This window comes from Agrobacterium sp. 22117 (assembly GCF_052045735.1).
GTDB lineage: Bacteria > Pseudomonadota > Alphaproteobacteria > Rhizobiales > Rhizobiaceae > Agrobacterium > Agrobacterium cavarae.
Genome location: NZ_JBQEPP010000004.1, coordinates 360,678 through 377,870 on the forward strand (window position 1 = coordinate 360,678; position 17,193 = coordinate 377,870).

Below are 17,193 nucleotides of genomic sequence, written 5' to 3' on the forward strand. Positions count from 1 at the left end.
GCCTCACAGGTTTCGAGCGATAGTGGAAGAAGCGGCAGCCTGCTTTTCCGGATAGATATAGCGACGGCGATAGCGCTGGCCCAGCCGCGTCAGTATTTCATAGGCGATCGTGCCTGCGTCCTCGGCAATTGCCTCGAGCGTCTGGTTCGGGCCGATGATTTCGACGAGGCTGCCATGGGTGAGCGTGTCTTCGGGAAGGGCGGAGATATCGAGCGTGATGCTGTCCATCGAAACACGCCCGGCAATAGGAAGCCGAACGCCGTTGAAATAAGCGGCTCCTCGGCTGCTCAAAGAGCGCGGCAGGCCATCCGCGTAGCCTGCGGCAATCGTTGCCAGACGGGTATCGGCTTTGGTGCGCAGCGAGGCACCGTAGCCGACGAAGCTTTCAGCCGGCACTGTACGAGTTTGAACCACGGCAACGCTCAAGCCGACGACCGGCTTCATCGGATTGGGATGAACTGCCGATGGCGCGCCCCCATAAAGCGCGATACCCGGTCGCATCAGGGCGTTATGGTAGTCCGTGCCGAGAAAGATGCCGCCGGAATTGGCAAAGCAGACCGGCACGCCGGGAAACTGCTCGGTGGTTTTGCGCATGACGTTAAGCTGCAGAGCATTGGCCTCATGGTCCGGCTCGTCGGCGCAAGCGAGATGGCTCATGATGCAGGCAAGATCGATGGCTTTGAGCATGGCAGGAGTGGCCAACAGCCTTTCGACCTCGTAAGGCGCCAGTCCGAGCCGCGACATGCCAGTGTCGATTTGCAGGGCAGCGGGCAGAGTCTTGCCAAGGACGGCGGCTTGCGCCGACCATTGGGCGACCTGCTCCAGCGAGTTGAGAACCGGAATGATGTTCAGTGCAGAGCAGGAGGTTTCGTTTCCAGGCTGGAGGCCATTGAGAACAAAGATTTTTGCATCGGGCGCTATGTGCAGACGAAGAGACAGCGCCTCATCAATATGAGCGACGAAGAAGTGCCGGCATCCCGCATCGTAAAGGACGGGCGCGACGATATCGGCACCAAGACCATAGGCATCTGCCTTCACCACGGCACTCGTCAGCGCATGCGGCGCCTTGGAGGCAAGCGTCAGATAGTTGTCGCGAAGGGCTGCAAGATCGATCGTCAGATAGCCGCTTGCGCCACCTTGAGCTTTCTGCTGCTGGAGGGTCATGTCCATTGTCGTTCCCTTTGTTCTTTTGGCAACAGAGTATTGCAATGATCCTTGAATTTAAGCAGTGTAAGACGAAGAAAATTCGATAAAATCGTTTTTCTTGCAACTTTGTGCGATCAATCGGAACGAAACCATGTCTGCTCTCGACGCCACCGATCGTCATATCATCCGCCTGCTTCGGCTGAATGCCCGCATCAGCAATGCCAAGCTTGCCGCTGAGGTGGGGCTATCGCCGTCCGCTTGTCTGCGTCGTGTGGATATTCTGGAGAGGGAAGGCGTCATTCGCGGCTATACGGCGATCACCGGAAGTGCCGCCGGTGGAGAGGTGATTTCCGTCATCGTCCAGATCACGCTCGACCGGCAGACGGAGGATTTTCTCAATCGCTTTGAAAATGCCGTGCGGCGTTATCCGGAAGTGCGAGAATGCTATCTCATGACCGGCGGCTCGGATTATTTTCTCCGCGTCGAGGTCGAAACCGCAGGCGATTTCGAGCGGGTCCACAAGGATATTCTCTCCAAGCTTCCGGGCGTCTCACGCATCCATTCGAGCTTCGCCATCCGCAATGCGCTCGCCGCCCCCAAGCCGCGTGCGACGGAGCGCAAATCTTGATCGGGCCGGCCCGTCAGGGCGCCCACCAGCGGTAAAAATGATGAACCGGCCCGTGACCATGACCGACCTTAAGGTCGCGGCCTGCTGCCAACGCACCTTGGAGATAGTCTTTGGACAGGCCGACGGCATCCGTCAACGGCAGACCGAGCGCCAGATGGGCCGCAATCGCTGCCGCGAGCGTGCAGCCGGTACCATGGTCGTTCTTCGTCTCGATGCGCGGCATGGCAAATTCTTGAATTGTCTCGCCGTCAATCAGAAGATCGACGCTCTTTGATCCGGTGCCGTGGCCGCCTTTGATCAGGACAGCCTTCGCACCAAGCGCCAGGATCATCTCGGCCTGTTTCAGCATCGCGGCACGATCGGTGGCGATGCCGGTCCCGGTCAGCAGTGCCGCCTCAGGAAGGTTCGGCGTGGCAAGCGTTGCCTGCGGCAGCAATTCGCTTCGAAGCGTTTCGATTGCCTCCTCCTGAAGCAGCCTGTCACCGGAGGTCGCCACCATCACGGGGTCAAGGACGACCGGTTGGGGCTGGCTGCGCAGTCTCTCGGCAATCGTTCGTATCGTGTCGGTGCGCGAGACCATGCCGATCTTGATCGCCTTGATATCGAGGTCGGAAAACACCGCATCCATCTGAGCCGCAATGATCGTGGCGGAAATATCTTCAACCGCGGTCACGCCCTTGGTGTTCTGTGCGGTGATGGCGGTGATGACGCTCGCACCATAGACACCAAGAGCGGAGAATGTCTTGAGGTCGGCCTGAATGCCGGCACCGCCGCCACTATCGGAACCGGCGATGGTCAAAGCAATGGCGGTCATGGGCGTGCTCCCATCGCTTCATCCACGGCATTGCGAAACGCCTTGGCCGTCGTTGCTATATCGTCCGTGCGGAATAGGGCGGAGATCAGCGCCACCCCATCGGCACCTGCTGCAATCACGTCGGGAACGCGCTCCAGCGTGATGCCGGCAATTGCGCCCACCGGCAGGTCTGGTCGCTCGTTGCGCAGGTATGTCCTTATTTGCTTTAGCCCTGCAAGGCCGACCGGCGTATCTGGATTAACCTTGGAGGTGGTTTCAAACACCCCGCCAATGCAGGCATAATCGGCCGGTGCTTGCGCGACGTGTCGGGCATCAGCCATGGATTTGACGGTGAGCCCGATGATCGCATCGGGACCGAGAAGGCGCCTTGCTGTGTCTGCATCCATATCGTCTGCGCCGAGATGCACGCCATCTGCGCCCGTTGCCATGGCGACATCTAATCGATCGTTGATCACCAGCGGTACGCCGGTGCCTTTCAGGGCTTCAACGATGGCTCTTGCCTGGTCGATCATCTGGCGTGTGGAGGCGGTCTTGTCGCGATATTGGATGATCGTTGCACCGTTATGTGCTGCCAGAGCTGCAAGCTCGGCAAGCGGAGCGATATCGCTGAGAGAGGCGTCGACAATGGCATTCAGCCGGTAATCAATCTTCGTCATGTTCGATCCTCGCATGGGAGAGAATGTCTTCGCTCCTCAGAGTGAAGAGCGCGTCCAGAAAGGCGACTTCGAACGATCCCGGTCCGCTGGCATGTCTGGCCGCGATCTCTGCGGAAACGCCGGTAACAGTCAGAGCCGATGCTGCAGCCAGCATCGCATCCGGCTCGACGGCCATGAAGGCGGCAATGATACCGCCGGAAAGGCATCCGGTTCCCGTCACCTTTGCCATCAGGGCATGGCCGTTGACGATCCGGACCTTGCGGTCGACATCACTCAAGCTATCCACCGCTCCCGTCTGAATGCGCAATGCACCACCGACGTCGCCGATAACCGCCATTTCTGCCGCGTTCCCACGTGTGATCGAGGGGTGCAGCCGGCTCAATTCATGGGCGAATTCTAGCCGTGAAGGGGAGTAGTCGCAATGGACCGGATCGACGATCCAGGGTTTGCCTTGGCGATTGGCGATAGTGACGGCGATACGGATGACCTTGCGGCGCGCTTCGTCCAGCGTCCCGAGGTTGATCGTCAGCGCATCCGTCTTCGTCACGAAGCTCTCGATTTCCTCTTCCGACGATGTCATCGAGGGGATGCCGCCGATTGCGGTGATGCCGTCAGCGGTAAACTTCTGCACCACCGTATTCATCAGGCAGTGGACACGCGGTCGTCGCTCCCGCACAAGAGCCAGAAGGTCTGCCGCTTTTTCTGCGGTGGGAAATCTTACCATCAGCCGTTCATCTCCAGACACGCCGTTAGCGGACCCGGATAAGCATGACGCATGGAAAAGAAAGCTGTGCCTGACGGCGACTGTTCCGTTCCTACGCCGGTATGAACCGGATCAGGTTCAAGGGTCCGGCTCACCGCCATCTCAGCATCGTTCGATGCTCCCCTCGGAATGCCTGACTCTAAATGAGAAATAGAACCTCGTGTCAAGGCGTTTGACAGACCAGTTCACGTCACATGGCTGCAATCGAATTCGGCGAACGACTTTGAACTTCCTGATTGTTGTTGCGTTGAACTGCCTGGCACGGTGTATGCCAACCTGTTAGCGCTTTTGCCATCGGACGGATATAACGACGTTGAACTGCGCTTGCTTGGATGATCCCGTAAATGTCTGACTGGTCTTTAACGTCGCTGCGCCACAAGTATCTGACATTCCCGACACTGCTGCGATCAATACCGGTCGGGGTCGTTTTGGCTGCCGGTATCCTTGCCACCTCATGGACGCATGACCTTTTAAGCGACCATTACGATATGGTGGTGCATACCTATGAAGCGATCGATACCACCAAGGACGTCTTGATCGCGCTTGATGATGCCGAGACGGGACAGAGGGGCTATCTCGTCAGCGGCGACAAGCGCTATCTCGCGCCGTATGAGAAGGCGATGGAGCGCCTGCACCTGCTTCAGAACGATTTGATGACCAGGATATCGGACAATTCCGACCAGGTTGCCCGCGTCAAAGCGCTCGACGCATTGATCGAGAAGAAGCTTGAAGAGCTGAAGCACTCAATATCGCTCTATGATGGCGTCGGTGCAGATGCCGCCCGCACAAATGAAATCGGTTACATGGCTGTCGGAACGATGGACCGCATCCGCGATATCATCGGCGAGATCACCGTTACGGAACACACATTGCTGGACACCCGGCACGCCGAGGTCGAGGCCGATGAATTCCGCATCAGGGTTGTGGCGATCATCGTGGGCCTTGCTTCTTTCCTCACACGGGCTGGCGTCGAGATGTACCTGGCGCGCCGGTATCGTGTGATCCGGTCATAAGGCGTTTACGGAATGCCCAGTTCGCCGATGCCCATCATCTACAAGACCATGAAAATGCGCGTCGCTGTGCTTTACTCGCCTGCCATACCGGGGATCTGATTGACGGTGATCATCTGCCGTATCGTGCGATCCGCCACACGCTCCGCCCGCGCTTTCGATTCATGCTCGTCTTCAGGAAAAGCATAGGTCATGTAGGAGAGCGACGTTTCCAGATCATTGTTGTTATGGCCGAGGATGGCGGCGAAATAGCTGTTCTTCGTCACATTGGCGGGCGCGAAGTTGCGATAAGCGATTTCGGCATAGAGGTGACGTAGCCCATAGGGCTTCGGCGGCTCTTCTTTCGGCCAGAGGTCCTCGAATTTCGCTATCATTGCATCGCGCAGCGGCAGTCTCGCATCGGTGGAAAACTCGTCCACATTCATGCCGAGCCAAAGCTTGCCATCGCTGCTGTTTCTCAGGCGTCGATAGGCCTCGAGCACGATCTTGGCTTGCTCCAGGACCGGAATTTCATAGGTAATGCCGTATTTCGTCCCTTCGCCCTGCTTCGTCTTCGCCTGCCCGTTGAACAGCACGCTCCATTTGGAGACGCCATTGCCATAGGGCGCTGGGGTAAACTCAGCCTGGGTGAAGACTTCGAAGGGACGCCGACCGGTGGTGCCGATCAGGCCGATGCCGATCGTCAGCGGGTCTTCCGAGTGAAGGAAGCGCCGGCAGCGTCGCATCACTTCTGAATAATGTTCGAAGGTGATCAGCGAGCCGTGCTTGGTGGCGATCTTCGCCATTTTGGCTTTGCGCGCGTCATCGTAGAGCTGCGGCGTGCCTGCGGCGATGCGCAGCATGGGATGCTGCTCGCCAAAGGCCTCGCGAATGGCATTGCGATATTTCGTGATGTAGGAGATGACCGTCGCCTGTGTTCTGCCGGTCATGGCGTCCATTTCCCTGTCCCACAGCGCCTGCATCTCTCCCTTGGTGCTGACCCCATTGATAGCGGAGATGAAGTCCGAAACGCGCAGCAGGAAGCGGGGTTTGCGGCCAGCCGTGTTGTGCTCGGCTCTTTCGATCTTCTCCACGATCGACATCGCCACCCCGCTTTGCGGGTAATCGCCTCGCGCTATGTAGGTATCGAGACGCTCGCGCAGCTTTTTCATGTTGCAGATGGCAAGCGGTGTCGTCTTCGGCCCGAAGGCGTCTTTCAGCGCATAGCGGTACTTGACGATGTAAAGCTCAAGCGTCTTGGCGGTTCTGCCGTTTTCGAAATGGAAACGGACCTCGTCGTCCCATAGACGTCCGATTGCTTTCGTGTCGAAGCTGCCGTCGTCCTTGCGCGTTGTTTTGATCTTCTCAACGAAGTCGGCGATGCGATCGGCCAAAATGGGCGTTTTTGTTTTTCTTTTTTCCGCGACGGACATCGATTCCTCCTCAAGTTCTCTTGGGATAGAAAATATATAAATTTTACGCAAGGGCTAATGTAGGGGCGACAGAGGCGGTATTTCTGAATTTAACCGAAAGGGTGGACGGGTGAGTTGGCAGGCTGTGTGAACCAGCGTGGGCCATCGGCGGCCATGTAGATGTGATCCTCAAGACGGATGCCGAATTTTTGCGGATAGACCAGCATGGGTTCGTTGGAGAAGCACATGCCGGCCACGAGCGGCTGCGTGTTGCCGCGCACGATGTAAGGTCCTTCGTGGATTTCCAGGCCAAGACCATGGCCCGCCCTATGCGGCAGGCCGGGAAGAGCGTAATCCGGTCCGAGCCCATGCCGAGCCATGACGGCGCGGGCTGCCGCATCGAGATTTTCGCACGGCGCCCCAAGCTGTGCGGCATCGAACACCGCCTGCTGTGCCTCGCGCTCGATAGCCCAGGCGCGAGCGAAATCAGCGCTTGGCTCGTCCATCACATAGGTGCGCGTCAGGTCGGAGTGATAGCCGTCGATGCGCGTCCCTGTATCGACCAGAATGACGTCGCCAGCCTGCAAAGTCTGCTCCCCGTCGGCGCCATGGGGCAACGATGTCGCTTCGCCAAAGGAGACGATGCAGAAGGAAGAGCCACCCTCACCGCCAAGCTCGCGGTGCTGCTCGTCGATGAAGCGGACGACATCGGACGTCAGCACGCCTGGCTTCATCATGGCATGGGCGCGTTTGTGCACGTCCAGCGTCAGGCTCATCGCATAGTCGATGATGGCAATTTCAGCGCTGGATTTGAGAAGCCGAAGGCCGCGGATCACTGGGCCGCCATCGACCAGACGATCAGGCCCGACCTTGGCGGCAAGGCTGTGATAGATGAAGAGGGGTAGGGCGTCGTCCAGAGCGATCAGGCCGGATGAGCCTGCAAGGCTTGCGACGAGGGCCGAAGGGCTTTCCTCCTCCTGCCACAGATGAACCTCTCCCTCGATATGGGGAAGTGTGTCAACGCGGCTCTGTTCGAAGCCTGGCACGATGTAATGAAGAGCATCCAGGGTGATGAGCGCGCCAAGGAGCCGTTCGCTCTGGTGCCAGACAAGGCCTGTGAAATAGCGCAGACTTTCCGTCGAGCCGAGAAGCACGGCGCTGAAGCCTTGCTCGCCCATCGTCACCCGCAAGCGCTGAAGCCTCTCCTGGCGTTCGGCATCGGAAATGGCAGCGGGCTTGGCTGGAAATTGCATCGTCACACACTTTGGTTGTTACACCCAAAGCATGTCCGCGATGTCTTACAGGTGCGCGTCATGCTTCAGGTCATTGTTCTAGAGCGGTGTTGCGCGTTGAGGTGGTCAGACCCTTGCGCGCAACGCAGCGTCAGAAGCAGTACAAAGGCTGCAGACTGTATTCAAGATGACGGTAGCGCCTGAGACCTCGTTATTTTTGCAGTCGCTGTTTCAGCGAAGCAACGATCTTGCGGGTCAGCGCCTCATAGTCCTCATCGAAATGGTGGCCGCCCTCAATGCCGATCAGTTCCATGCCCTTGTCTTTAAGAGCAGGGCAGGCGCTTTCATCATCATCCGTGCCGTAGACGCATTGGACGATCTTTGGATTGATCTTGGCGAGATCGTTGACAGGATCTTCCGCTCCATCCGAGGATACCCCGAGCCATCCGCCGACGGAAATCTCGTAGGACACCTGGTGGGAAAGCGACAGAAGGCTCATCTGCACCACACGCCCCTTATCCTTCTCCGGCAAGCCGTTATAGGTCGCAGGCAGAATATCGGCGCCGAAAGAATATCCGATCAGAAGAACGTTGTTGACCTTCCATTCCTTGCGATAGGTGTCGATGATCCGCGCGAGGTCGTCGGACACGTCCTGAGGTTTTCTCTCGGACCAGAAGTAGCGCAGTGAATCGACACCGACGACGGGAATACCGTCTTTCTGCAGATAGTCGCCGACATCCTTGTCGATATCGCGCCAGCCACCATCGCCGGAATAGACGACCGCCATCGTATCCATGGTCGGCTTGGCTTCGAGAATGGTAAGCGGCAGGCCGAGCGGGCTGTCGGAATTGGCGGCCGCATCGATCCGGTCCTGCAGAACCTGAATAAGCGCGGTCTGCGCATCATCCGTCACATCCTTGACGTCGATGTCCGCATGCGCCTTCAAAAGCGCGTCGACATGTTCCCGGCCTTTCGCCTCAGCCTTCGGCGTGAACAGCACGGTGACGGGTGCCGGAAGCGGGCCGTCCGTCAGGCCGTAGATGGTGCGGTCGCCGTCCTTATCCTTGGTTGCGGGTGTGCAGAGCACCTTCTTCAAGGGAATGCTCGCCACAGGATCGACCGCGACAGCCTCGCCGATCGTTGCCGCCGGGCTTTGCGCGATCATCGCCAGGACCAGCGCGCCGCCATCACCCGTGCCGGCAATGATCGGAAGGCTGTAATTGGAAACGCCCGCCTTACGCTGGATTTCCTGCGCAAGCTGTTCGATATCGGAGATCATGTAGACGCAGTCGTCGTCGTCTTTCTCGAGCGACTTGATGTATTCCGGAAAATCGATGCCGACGACGGCGGCGCCTTTTTCGAGAAGAGCACCGGCTTCCTTCTGTTCGGTCTCATCCCAGCCATTGCCGTCCGACACCAGGAACACGGTTGAGGTGATGTCGCCATCGGGCAGCAGAATGTGATCGGCGGGGATCATGCCGGTTTCGTATTTTTGAGCGTCCTGTGCCGGCGCATGTGAAGGCAGCAAAACCGCTGCCGTGAGCAAAGCGCCTGTGAGCCGTTTCAAAAATCTCATTTACCGATCACTCCTCTCACGCCGCCGCTGATGAGAACCGTTGTGTCCATCAAAGCCAGCGCGGCGCTGGTGCCGTTCGAGACGGCAACGTAACGTGGCTCCCATTTGGGATGAAATTTAGACTTGAAGGCGCGCAGGCCTTTGAAATTGTAAAACCGCTCGCCGTGCTCGAACAATGTGCCGCCGATACGATCCCAGACGGGGGCGGCATCGCGTTTCGACATGCCGGACAGCGGCGCCATGCCGAGGTTGAACTGGGCATAACCCTGTTCACGCATATGCTCGATGATGCTGACGAAGAGAAAGTCCATGGAGCCACGCGGTGCATCCGGTGCAAAGCGCATCAAATCCACCGTCACCTGGCTCTTGGTATCGGTCATCAACAGGTTGGCAAAGGCAGTGATCTTGCCGTCCTTGTGCAGAACCGCAACCGGCTGAGACAGGATGTAGTCGCGCTCGAAGGAGCCGAGCGAAAAGGTCTTTTCGCGCGTGTTGTGATGCTCCAGCCAGGAATCGGAGACTTGCTTCAACTCGTCATAGATGGCTGGGACATCCGGCGTATCGACAACTGAAAAGGTCAAGCCGTCGCGCGTGCCGCGGCTCAGCGATTGACGCAGATTGGCCAGCTTGCCGCCCTTCAGTTCGAAGCGCTTGAGATCGATCATCGCGAGTTCGCCGAGCTTGAAGGCGCGAAGGCCCGCATCTGTGCAATAGGGCAGCGACGCGGAAGAAATCTGGTAGAAGACAGCACGTCCGCCATTGGCACGCACGGTCTCGACAAATTGCCAGATCAGATCGGAAAATTCGCTCTCGTCCCCGACAGGATCGGCCAGCGCGATCCACGAGCGGCCGCGAATGCCATACATGATGAAGGCGTTGCCCTTTTCCGAGAACATGATGTGCTTGTCGCCCATGCGCACCAGATTGGCGTCCGCTACGTCCTGCTTGGCGACGATATCGGTGGCCTTCTCGATGTCTTCGGGCTGGATTTCTTCCGGCCGGTAGGTGACAGGCCGCAAGAGGCTGAAGATGGCGATGGTCGAAGAGGCGAGAACCAGACCAAGGACGGCGCGAAGCCCGCGCGGCGCTTCCTCTGAAAACTCGAACTGCCACCATAAAGTCTGGCTGTAATCGGTATCGCGATAGACGAACAGGAGGATCGTGGCGGCACCAGCGACGATGACCGCCATCGCAGCAATCCAGGTGGGACCAAGAGCCTGACGCAGAAGCGAGGCGTGGCGGGTAAAGGCGCGCATGTTGAAGAAGAGCGCGACGATGAAGACGCCAAGGAAGATCGCCTCGAAAATCGCGATCGCCTTGATGAGCGAGAGGAACAGGCCGCCTGCGGCCGCCACCAGCGCCACCCACCATGCGCCATCCAGACGCTGGCTCAAGCCGCGGGATGCGACGACGAGGCCGAGGCCCAGGATACTGGAGAGAAAGTGCGCAGCTTCGATGATGGGAAGCGGCACGAAGTTGGACAAAAAATCCAGGTTGCTGTTCGGCGTTGGCGTCACGGAGGAGAAGATCAGCATTGCGCCCAGGATCAGGGCAAAGGCCGAGAGAAGCGAGGGCGCCAGCCGACCGGCGAGATTGCCGATATCGGCCATCACCGGCTTTGCGGCGAACTGCTTCATCTCGGTGATCAGCATCAGGATGATGGCGAAGAGGAGCGGCAGCACGTGATAGATGACGCGGTAAAGGACAAGGCCACCGAGAAGCTGATCGAGGCTGATCGCGTTGCCGAGACCCGCCACCATCACCGCTTCGAAAACGCCAAGACCTGCCGGCACGTGGCTGAGGACGCCAAGGCCGACTGCGGTGGCGTAGATGGCAAAGAAGCTTGGCCAGCCGACATTGGTTTCCGGCAAGAGCACATAGAGGACCGAAGCCGATGCCGCGATATCGAGCGCGGACACCAGGAACTGGCGTGACGAGGTGCGGCTATCGGGAAGGCGCAGTTTCAGCTGACGGATCTGAACGACGCGCCCATTGCGACCGACATAGATCAACGTCGCCAGAACAAGGATGACAATGACTGCGGCACCGCGAAGCCAGATTGCGTCCACGCCCATGATGCTGGCGACGCGCGGCGCAACGATCAAGGTTGCGAGCGCACTGACGGACAGAAGTCCGAGGCCGAAGGACAGGGTGACGAAGGCGATGACGCGGGCGATGTCGGATGGCGTCAGTCCCATGCGCGAATAGGCGCGGAAACGGATCGCGCCGCCGCTCAAGGGGCCGAAGCCTGCAGTGTTGCCAACGGCATAGGCGATGAAGGCCGTGGCGATGACGGAAGGCTTTTTGAGGCGCTTGCCGATAAATTCGAGTGCATTCAGATCGTAGCAGATCAGGGCAGCGAAGCTCAGCGCCGTGAAGAGGACGGCGAGAAACGCCGACTTCCAGCTGGTGTCGAGAAGGGCGACGACGATGTCATCGTAGCGGACCTCGGACGTGAGGCGATAGATCGTCACCGTCATCATGACGAAGACGGCAATGACCGCAAGCGATGTCAGATGGGGTTTGTAACGTTCGAAAAAGCCGCTCAGGCCATCTTCGGCCTCTTCAATCGGCGTGACGTCGTTCTTCTCTGTCATTTAATGTTCCACGAAAGCGAGGCGCAGTTTGCCAACCACAGGATTATGACAGTAATTCGTTGTGGTTTCACAAATACGAAAAATCATAATCTTTGTGAGATTATCTACAGTATGTCGTTTGTCTAAAATGCTGGGAGAATATCGGGTTACGCACCCCAGCTGCGTTCCAAAACTCTTAGCCAGTTGCCGTGACCGATCTTCTCCAGCGACGCCTGATCGTATCCAGCCTTGCGCAGTTCATCGACAAGAAGCGGCAGATCGGAAGCGTCACGCATGGCAGCCGGAATGGTCGTGCCGTCGAAATCGGATCCGAGCGCCACATGGTCGATGCCGATACGATCGACGATGTAATCCACATGACGAACCAGTTCGCGAATATCCGTATCCGGGTTCTTGATGCCATCCTGACGCAGGAAAAGGACGCCGAAGTTGATGCCCACCAGACCACCCGTGTCGCGAATGGCATCGAGTTGACGATCCGTCAGGTTGCGGCTGTGGTTGCAGAGCGCATGGGCGTTGGAATGCGAGGCGACCAGCGGCGCGTCGGACAATTTGGCGATATCCCAGAAACCCTGCTCGTTCATATGCGACAGGTCGATCATGACCTTCAGCTCGTTGCAGGTCCTGACGAGACGCTGCCCCGCCTCCGTCAGCCCCGGGCCGATATCGGGTGAGGAGGGAAAGCGGAAGGGAACGCCGTAGGCAAAGATATTGGGCCTGCTCCAGACGGGACCAAGCGTGCGAAGGCCCGCCTGATGCAGAACATAGAGCGCTTCCAAGTCGGCGTCGAAGGCTTCGACACCTTCGATGTGGAAGACGGAGGCGAACGAACCGCGCGCCATGGCGTTGCGGATATCCGCAGCGCTGCGGCAGACCGCAAGCCCGCCCTTCGACTGCGCTTCGATGCGAAACAGCAGACCGGCCATTGCAAGCGTTGTGGCAAGCGCCGTCTGCTGGGTCGGGGCCAGGAAATCGCCATTGGCATCGGTTCCGCGCGGTGAGGGGATGTAGACGGCGCAAAGCCCGCCCGCCAATCCGCCTTTCTTGGCCTTGGGAAGGTCGATATGGCCGGTGCTGTCTCCCTCGATGAAACGCTCTTCCGGGTTTGAATAACCGGAGAGTTTCAATCGCAGCAGAACATCATTATGCCCATCGAAGACGGGCAGGACGGTTTGATCGGTCATAGGATTGCTTCCAACTGATGTCATCGCGTCTTTGCTCTATCCCCGAGAGTGGGGCAAATGCAATGCAAGAATGGTTTCCGCTGCCTGGTGGAACAAAGAGGACGTGGGTGATGACAATGACGATGGACTGGACTGGCGCTTCGAAAACAGCTGGAGATTTCGTCTCGCATTGGCGCGACGATGAGCCGGGCGGCTGCGTGGTCGGCTTCGATCTTTCCGGCATTCGCTTCGCCCATGCTGGCGGCGTTGAAAGTCTCTCCACCCTTGCGCCGTTCTCGTCCAGGACCGTGGCCCGCTATGCGTCGCTGACCAAACATGTGTTCTGCGCCATGGTCCTCGCCCATAGCGATGTGATGGGTCTTGATGATCCGCTCGGCGAGCACCTGCCGGAGCTGCAGTCCCCGTTACGCGATGTCACGGTCGGCCAGGCGCTGGATATGAGCGGAGGTTTGCCGGACGTGCGTGAGTGCCTCTCGCTGCTTGGCCTGTCGGTCTACAGCGAGACAAAGGCTCAGCCCCTGCTGGACTATGTTGCGCGCCAGACGAGGCTGAATTTCCCCGCCGGTACGGAAGTGTCCTACTCCAATACCGGCTACCGACTGGTCGAGGCTGCACTGGCGCGAAAGGGTTTTCGTTTCGACGACTTCGTGCAAGAGACCGCCAGGCATCTGGGGCTTGCGCTGTCCGCGCCGGATGTCTGGAACAATCCTGTTATCGGCTTGGCACCCGGCTATTGGAAATCCGATAAGGGCTGGCAATTGTCCGCCGCCGGCCTGCATCTCTCCGCCTCCGGAAGCCTTGCCGGAAGTGCCGAGGCGCTCATCGCATGGCTGCAATGCCTGTTGAAGGGCGATCATGGTTTCACCGGCGTGCTCGATCAACTGTCGGCTCCGCGTCCGCTCGCCGATGGCAGGATAAGCGAGTATGGTCTGGGTCTTCGGTGGACGCATCTCGGCGACAGGCGTTTCGTCGGCCACGGCGGATCGCATCCCGGCTACAAGAGCTATTTCCTGCTCGATCCAGAGAGTGGCACGGGCTTCGTCGTCCTCTCCAATCGTGAGGACACCAACGGGTTCAAGATTGCACTTGAGAGCATGGCGACACTGACGGGCTTGCCGCTGCCGAGACCAGCAGCGTTCCTGCCGGATGGTCTCTACGTCACAGAGACGGGGCCTTGGTGGCTGGAGATCAAGGGCAGCACCTGCAGCTTTCTCGATGCCGAAGACACGCTCTATGACGAGGGTGATGGCTGGGTCTCGTCTCGCTCAGCGTCCTCGCCCGTTCGTCTTCGCCTTTATGGAGAAACGCTTGCTGGCGAAGTCGGCCATGCGCCGCGACGGTTTCTACCCGTCGTGCCTGGCAAAGACGTTCCGCCAACGCTTGATGGACGCTGGCGCTCCGACGAGGGCGCGGAGTTCGACATCGCCGCTGGCACCCTAATCATGGGCACTGGGCCCCTTCGCCGGCGCATGCCGCTTATGGCGCTCGGCAATGGGCGCTATCTCTTCACCATCCAAGATGGCCCGTGGACGAAGCGCGTCTGCCTCCACACGCTCGGCGACGATCATGTGGAGCTTGTGACAAGCCGCGCCCGGATGATCGAGTATCGACGGAAATGCGATGGGCTTGGTGCTACCGTTTAAGGGGTGTCCGATTGTTCCCGAAGATTGTGAAGCTGACTAGGGCCAGGATGAATGCTGAGATCGCGCCATAGAGCGCAACCCTTCCTATGCCGTACGACAGCGCCGATTTCGCCAACGTGAGCGAGACCCCGTTGTTCTCGATGGCGGTGAGGTTTCCGGCCGAAACGATATCTGCTAGCGTTCGAAGCGTGGAACCTGAGGGTGCATCGGGAAGCGCACGAAGTATGTAGCCGGATATACTGCTCGACAAGATGAGTCCCATCAGCGCAATGTTGATGGATAGTGAGATCATTCGGGCGCTCATATCCATGCCCGACGCCATCCCGCTGCGTTCCAGCGGTAACGCTCCCGTTGCCGTGTTTGTGACGGGCGTATTGGTCAGGCCTAATCCGATGCCAGCCAAGTCGCAACCCGGCAGCAAGGTCATCCAGCTGGCATGCTCGCTGTTGATCACCAAAACCAAGAGCATGAACCCCGCACCGATAGTGAGGAGGCCAACCGGGATCACAAGTCTCGGACCCCATTTAAGCAATAGCCGCTCGGCAAGCGGCGGAACGACAATGGTTGGGAGCGTATAGGCCAGCACGGTCATCCCTGCAGCGATCGCATCATAGCCGAGCACAGCCTGAAGATAGATCGGCAGATAGATGACGAAGGGCCAGAAGCTCAAATTCATGCCGCTCGACCCAATGATCGCACCAGCGAAGCGACGGACGCGGAACGCTCCGAAATCAAACATAGGTCGCGCGACGCGGATCTCGATGATCACGAAAAGCAGGAAACTCGCAGCGCTTATAGCGAGAATGGTCAATGCAAGAGGGCTTGTCGGTCCAAGCTGCTGACCTTGGGTGATGAGATAGACAATGCCGAAGACGGCTAGCGAGAGCGTTGCCATTCCTCCCATGTCGATGCGTGTCGCGTGCGGATCGACAGATTCTTCGACGCCTTTCTGCGCGAAGACGACGGTTGCGACCGCGATCACCACATGGACAAGAAAAACCCAGTGCCAGCTTGTCAGTGTAATGAGCATTCCCCCGACGATCGGACCAAAACCCAAGCCCACTCCAAAGACGATACCCCACCATCCAAATGCTTTTCCGCGCTCAGCCCCATCCTGGAATTGATGGGATAAAACAGCGACCTGACAAGCGAGCATCGCCGCTGCACTGGTTCCTTGAACAAAGCGGGCTGCGATTAACAGGGGCGCGCTGGTCGCCAGCCCGCAAATCAGCGAAGCGAAGGCGAAGACTGCGATGCCTATCTTGAAGACCCGTTTGCGTCCAAAGCGATCGCCCAACGTCCCCATGGCCATCAGTACGGAGCACATTGCGATCGTATAGGCGTTCATGATCCATTGGAGTTGCTGAAAGTCCGCCGACAGGACTTTCTCGAGCGTCGGCAAGATTGAGGGAATGCTGGTAATTTCAAGCCCTAACATCAGAGCCGAAAGACATACGGCGACGAGCGCGAAACAATTTCTGGATTGTCGATAGGTTGTCATGGTCTGCCCTGCTTTTTGACAATGCAAGGCGCGTCGCATCCATTGGGAAGCGAAGACTGGGCGCGACGGCCTTGTAGATTGATTTGTGTCGAAGCCAATGTGCCGGAGGCTTGACCATCCATCAACTGCATGGCAGGGAATTTCAGTAACAACAAAATATGATGGATGATCGGGATGCTGGAAGTCGATGCCGTGCGGGCGTTCGTGATGATCGCGGACCATCAGAGCTTCACACGCGCGGCGGAAGCTCTTGGTTCTACGCAGGGCGCCGTCAGCGTGAAGCTCAAGCGGCTCGAAGATCGTCTTGGAAAGCGGTTGATCGAACGCACGCCGAGGCAGGTCCGGCTATCGGCGCAAGGCGAAACCTTCCTGCCACCAGCGAGAGAATTTCTCGCTGCCCATGAGCGTGCAATGGCTGCACTAACGGCAGAGCGACGGCGGTTCCGGCTCGGCATTGCCGCTCATATTATGGGACCGGAGATGCCGATCCTCCTCGCCAAGCTGAAGACGCTCGATCCCTGCCTCAAGGTTGAAGTCATGATCGACAATTCGCGTGCGCTTCTCGACTCCTACGAGGAGGGCGCGCTTGATGCAATCATCGTGCGCAGCGATGATGACCGGAGAGGCGGCGAGGTGCTGGGGCCAGAGCATTTCGGATGGTTCGCGTCCGCTGATTTCGAGCATCGGGCCGGCGAGCCATTGCCGCTTGCCAGCCATCCGACCTGCTGCACGGTGCGCGAAGTGGCGACCCGCTTGTTGGACGGCGCATCTATTCCCTGGACGGAAGTGTTTATCGGAGGGACCTCGGCCGTCACTGCCGCGCTTTCTGCTGGACTTGCCGTGGCGGCATTTCCCTGCCGATTGGCAACGCCGGACATGATCGACGTCGGGCATGCGCTCGGCCTGCCGCGCATTCCCTCGCTATCGATCACGCTGCACTCCTCACTCACGGATGCCAAGACGCGGGAAACGCTGCGGGCGATTACCGCAGCCTTCAGTGAACATCGTAAATCCAGTAACCGGCGGATCAGCCTCGCAAGCGCCTGATCGAG

Annotated in this window: 14 protein-coding genes and 1 riboswitch; of the genes, 4 read left to right on the forward strand and 10 right to left on the reverse strand. The window is 58.6% G+C overall.

Features of this window, described 5'->3' with window-relative positions:
• Positions 1–3: 3 nt before the first annotated feature.
• Complete coding sequence (gene alr / locus ACTJKV_RS13690) at positions 4–1,170, reverse strand: alanine racemase (RefSeq protein ID WP_440598873.1); 1,167 nt, start codon at positions 1,168–1,170, stop codon at positions 4–6.
• A 127-nt stretch (positions 1,171–1,297) separates the two neighbouring features.
• Here alr and ACTJKV_RS13695 point away from each other — a divergent pair, with 127 nt between their 5' ends.
• Positions 1,298–1,774, forward strand: a complete 477-nt coding sequence (locus tag ACTJKV_RS13695) for an Lrp/AsnC family transcriptional regulator (protein ID WP_062423735.1) — start codon at positions 1,298–1,300, stop codon at positions 1,772–1,774.
• 13 nt (positions 1,775–1,787) lie between these two features.
• Here the strand turns inward: ACTJKV_RS13695 and thiD are convergent, their stop codons facing one another.
• Genes thiD through ACTJKV_RS13710 form a run of 3 tightly spaced genes read right to left on the reverse strand, consistent with a single transcriptional unit; the run spans position 1,788 to position 3,968 of the window.
• A complete protein-coding gene (gene thiD / locus ACTJKV_RS13700) occupies positions 1,788–2,588 on the reverse strand; it encodes a bifunctional hydroxymethylpyrimidine kinase/phosphomethylpyrimidine kinase (RefSeq protein WP_440598874.1) in 801 nt (266 codons plus the stop codon).
• Positions 2,585–3,244, reverse strand: coding sequence for a thiamine phosphate synthase (gene thiE, locus ACTJKV_RS13705; protein WP_440598875.1), 660 nt, complete (start codon positions 3,242–3,244; stop codon positions 2,585–2,587). Before thiE ends, thiD begins: the two co-directional genes overlap by 4 nt.
• Positions 3,231–3,968: a hydroxyethylthiazole kinase gene (locus ACTJKV_RS13710; protein WP_440598876.1), complete on the reverse strand. Its 738-nt coding sequence runs from the start codon at positions 3,966–3,968 to the stop codon at positions 3,231–3,233. Before ACTJKV_RS13710 ends, thiE begins: the two co-directional genes overlap by 14 nt.
• A 71-nt stretch (positions 3,969–4,039) precedes the next feature.
• A riboswitch (TPP riboswitch) is annotated at positions 4,040–4,142 on the reverse strand.
• A 209-nt stretch (positions 4,143–4,351) separates the two neighbouring features.
• Here ACTJKV_RS13710 and ACTJKV_RS13715 point away from each other — a divergent pair.
• A complete protein-coding gene (locus tag ACTJKV_RS13715) occupies positions 4,352–5,020 on the forward strand; it encodes a CHASE3 domain-containing protein (RefSeq protein WP_313554803.1) in 669 nt (222 codons plus the stop codon).
• A 71-nt stretch (positions 5,021–5,091) separates the two neighbouring features.
• Here ACTJKV_RS13715 and ACTJKV_RS13720 read toward each other — a convergent pair whose 3' ends face one another.
• The 5 genes from ACTJKV_RS13720 to ACTJKV_RS13740 all read right to left on the reverse strand — a co-directional run bounded on the left by ACTJKV_RS13720 (position 5,092) and on the right by ACTJKV_RS13740 (position 12,997).
• On the reverse strand, positions 5,092–6,429 hold the full coding sequence (locus ACTJKV_RS13720; RefSeq protein WP_440598877.1) for a telomere resolvase: 1,338 nt from the start codon (positions 6,427–6,429) through the stop codon (positions 5,092–5,094).
• 89 nt (positions 6,430–6,518) lie between these two features.
• Entirely contained in the window at positions 6,519–7,661 is a 1,143-nt protein-coding gene (locus tag ACTJKV_RS13725) for a M24 family metallopeptidase (RefSeq protein ID WP_440598878.1), read from the reverse strand.
• 190 nt (positions 7,662–7,851) lie between these two features.
• Positions 7,852–9,216 (reverse strand): virulence factor family protein, encoded by a 1,365-nt coding sequence (locus ACTJKV_RS13730; RefSeq protein ID WP_113261456.1) that lies wholly within the window; start codon positions 9,214–9,216, stop codon positions 7,852–7,854.
• Complete coding sequence (gene mprF, locus ACTJKV_RS13735) at positions 9,213–11,813, reverse strand: bifunctional lysylphosphatidylglycerol flippase/synthetase MprF (RefSeq protein ID WP_440598879.1); 2,601 nt, start codon at positions 11,811–11,813, stop codon at positions 9,213–9,215. The genes ACTJKV_RS13730 and mprF overlap by 4 nt, the downstream gene beginning before the upstream one ends.
• Positions 11,814–11,959: 146 nt before the next feature.
• Entirely contained in the window at positions 11,960–12,997 is a 1,038-nt protein-coding gene (locus tag ACTJKV_RS13740) for a dipeptidase (protein WP_113261457.1), read from the reverse strand.
• A gap of 110 nt (positions 12,998–13,107) precedes the next feature.
• Between ACTJKV_RS13740 and ACTJKV_RS13745 the strand changes: the two genes are divergently transcribed.
• Positions 13,108–14,640 (forward strand): serine hydrolase domain-containing protein, encoded by a 1,533-nt coding sequence (locus ACTJKV_RS13745; RefSeq protein WP_113261458.1) that lies wholly within the window; start codon positions 13,108–13,110, stop codon positions 14,638–14,640.
• Here the strand turns inward: ACTJKV_RS13745 and ACTJKV_RS13750 are convergent.
• Entirely contained in the window at positions 14,630–16,141 is a 1,512-nt protein-coding gene (locus ACTJKV_RS13750) for an MFS transporter (protein ID WP_312930270.1), read from the reverse strand. The two genes, ACTJKV_RS13745 and ACTJKV_RS13750, sit on opposite strands and share 11 nt — an antisense overlap.
• Before the next feature lie 174 nt (positions 16,142–16,315).
• On the opposite strand from ACTJKV_RS13750, the gene ACTJKV_RS13755 reads away from it, so the two are divergent.
• Positions 16,316–17,188, forward strand: a complete 873-nt coding sequence (locus tag ACTJKV_RS13755; protein ID WP_376752867.1) for a LysR family transcriptional regulator — start codon at positions 16,316–16,318, stop codon at positions 17,186–17,188.
• Positions 17,189–17,193: the final 5 nt, after the last annotated feature.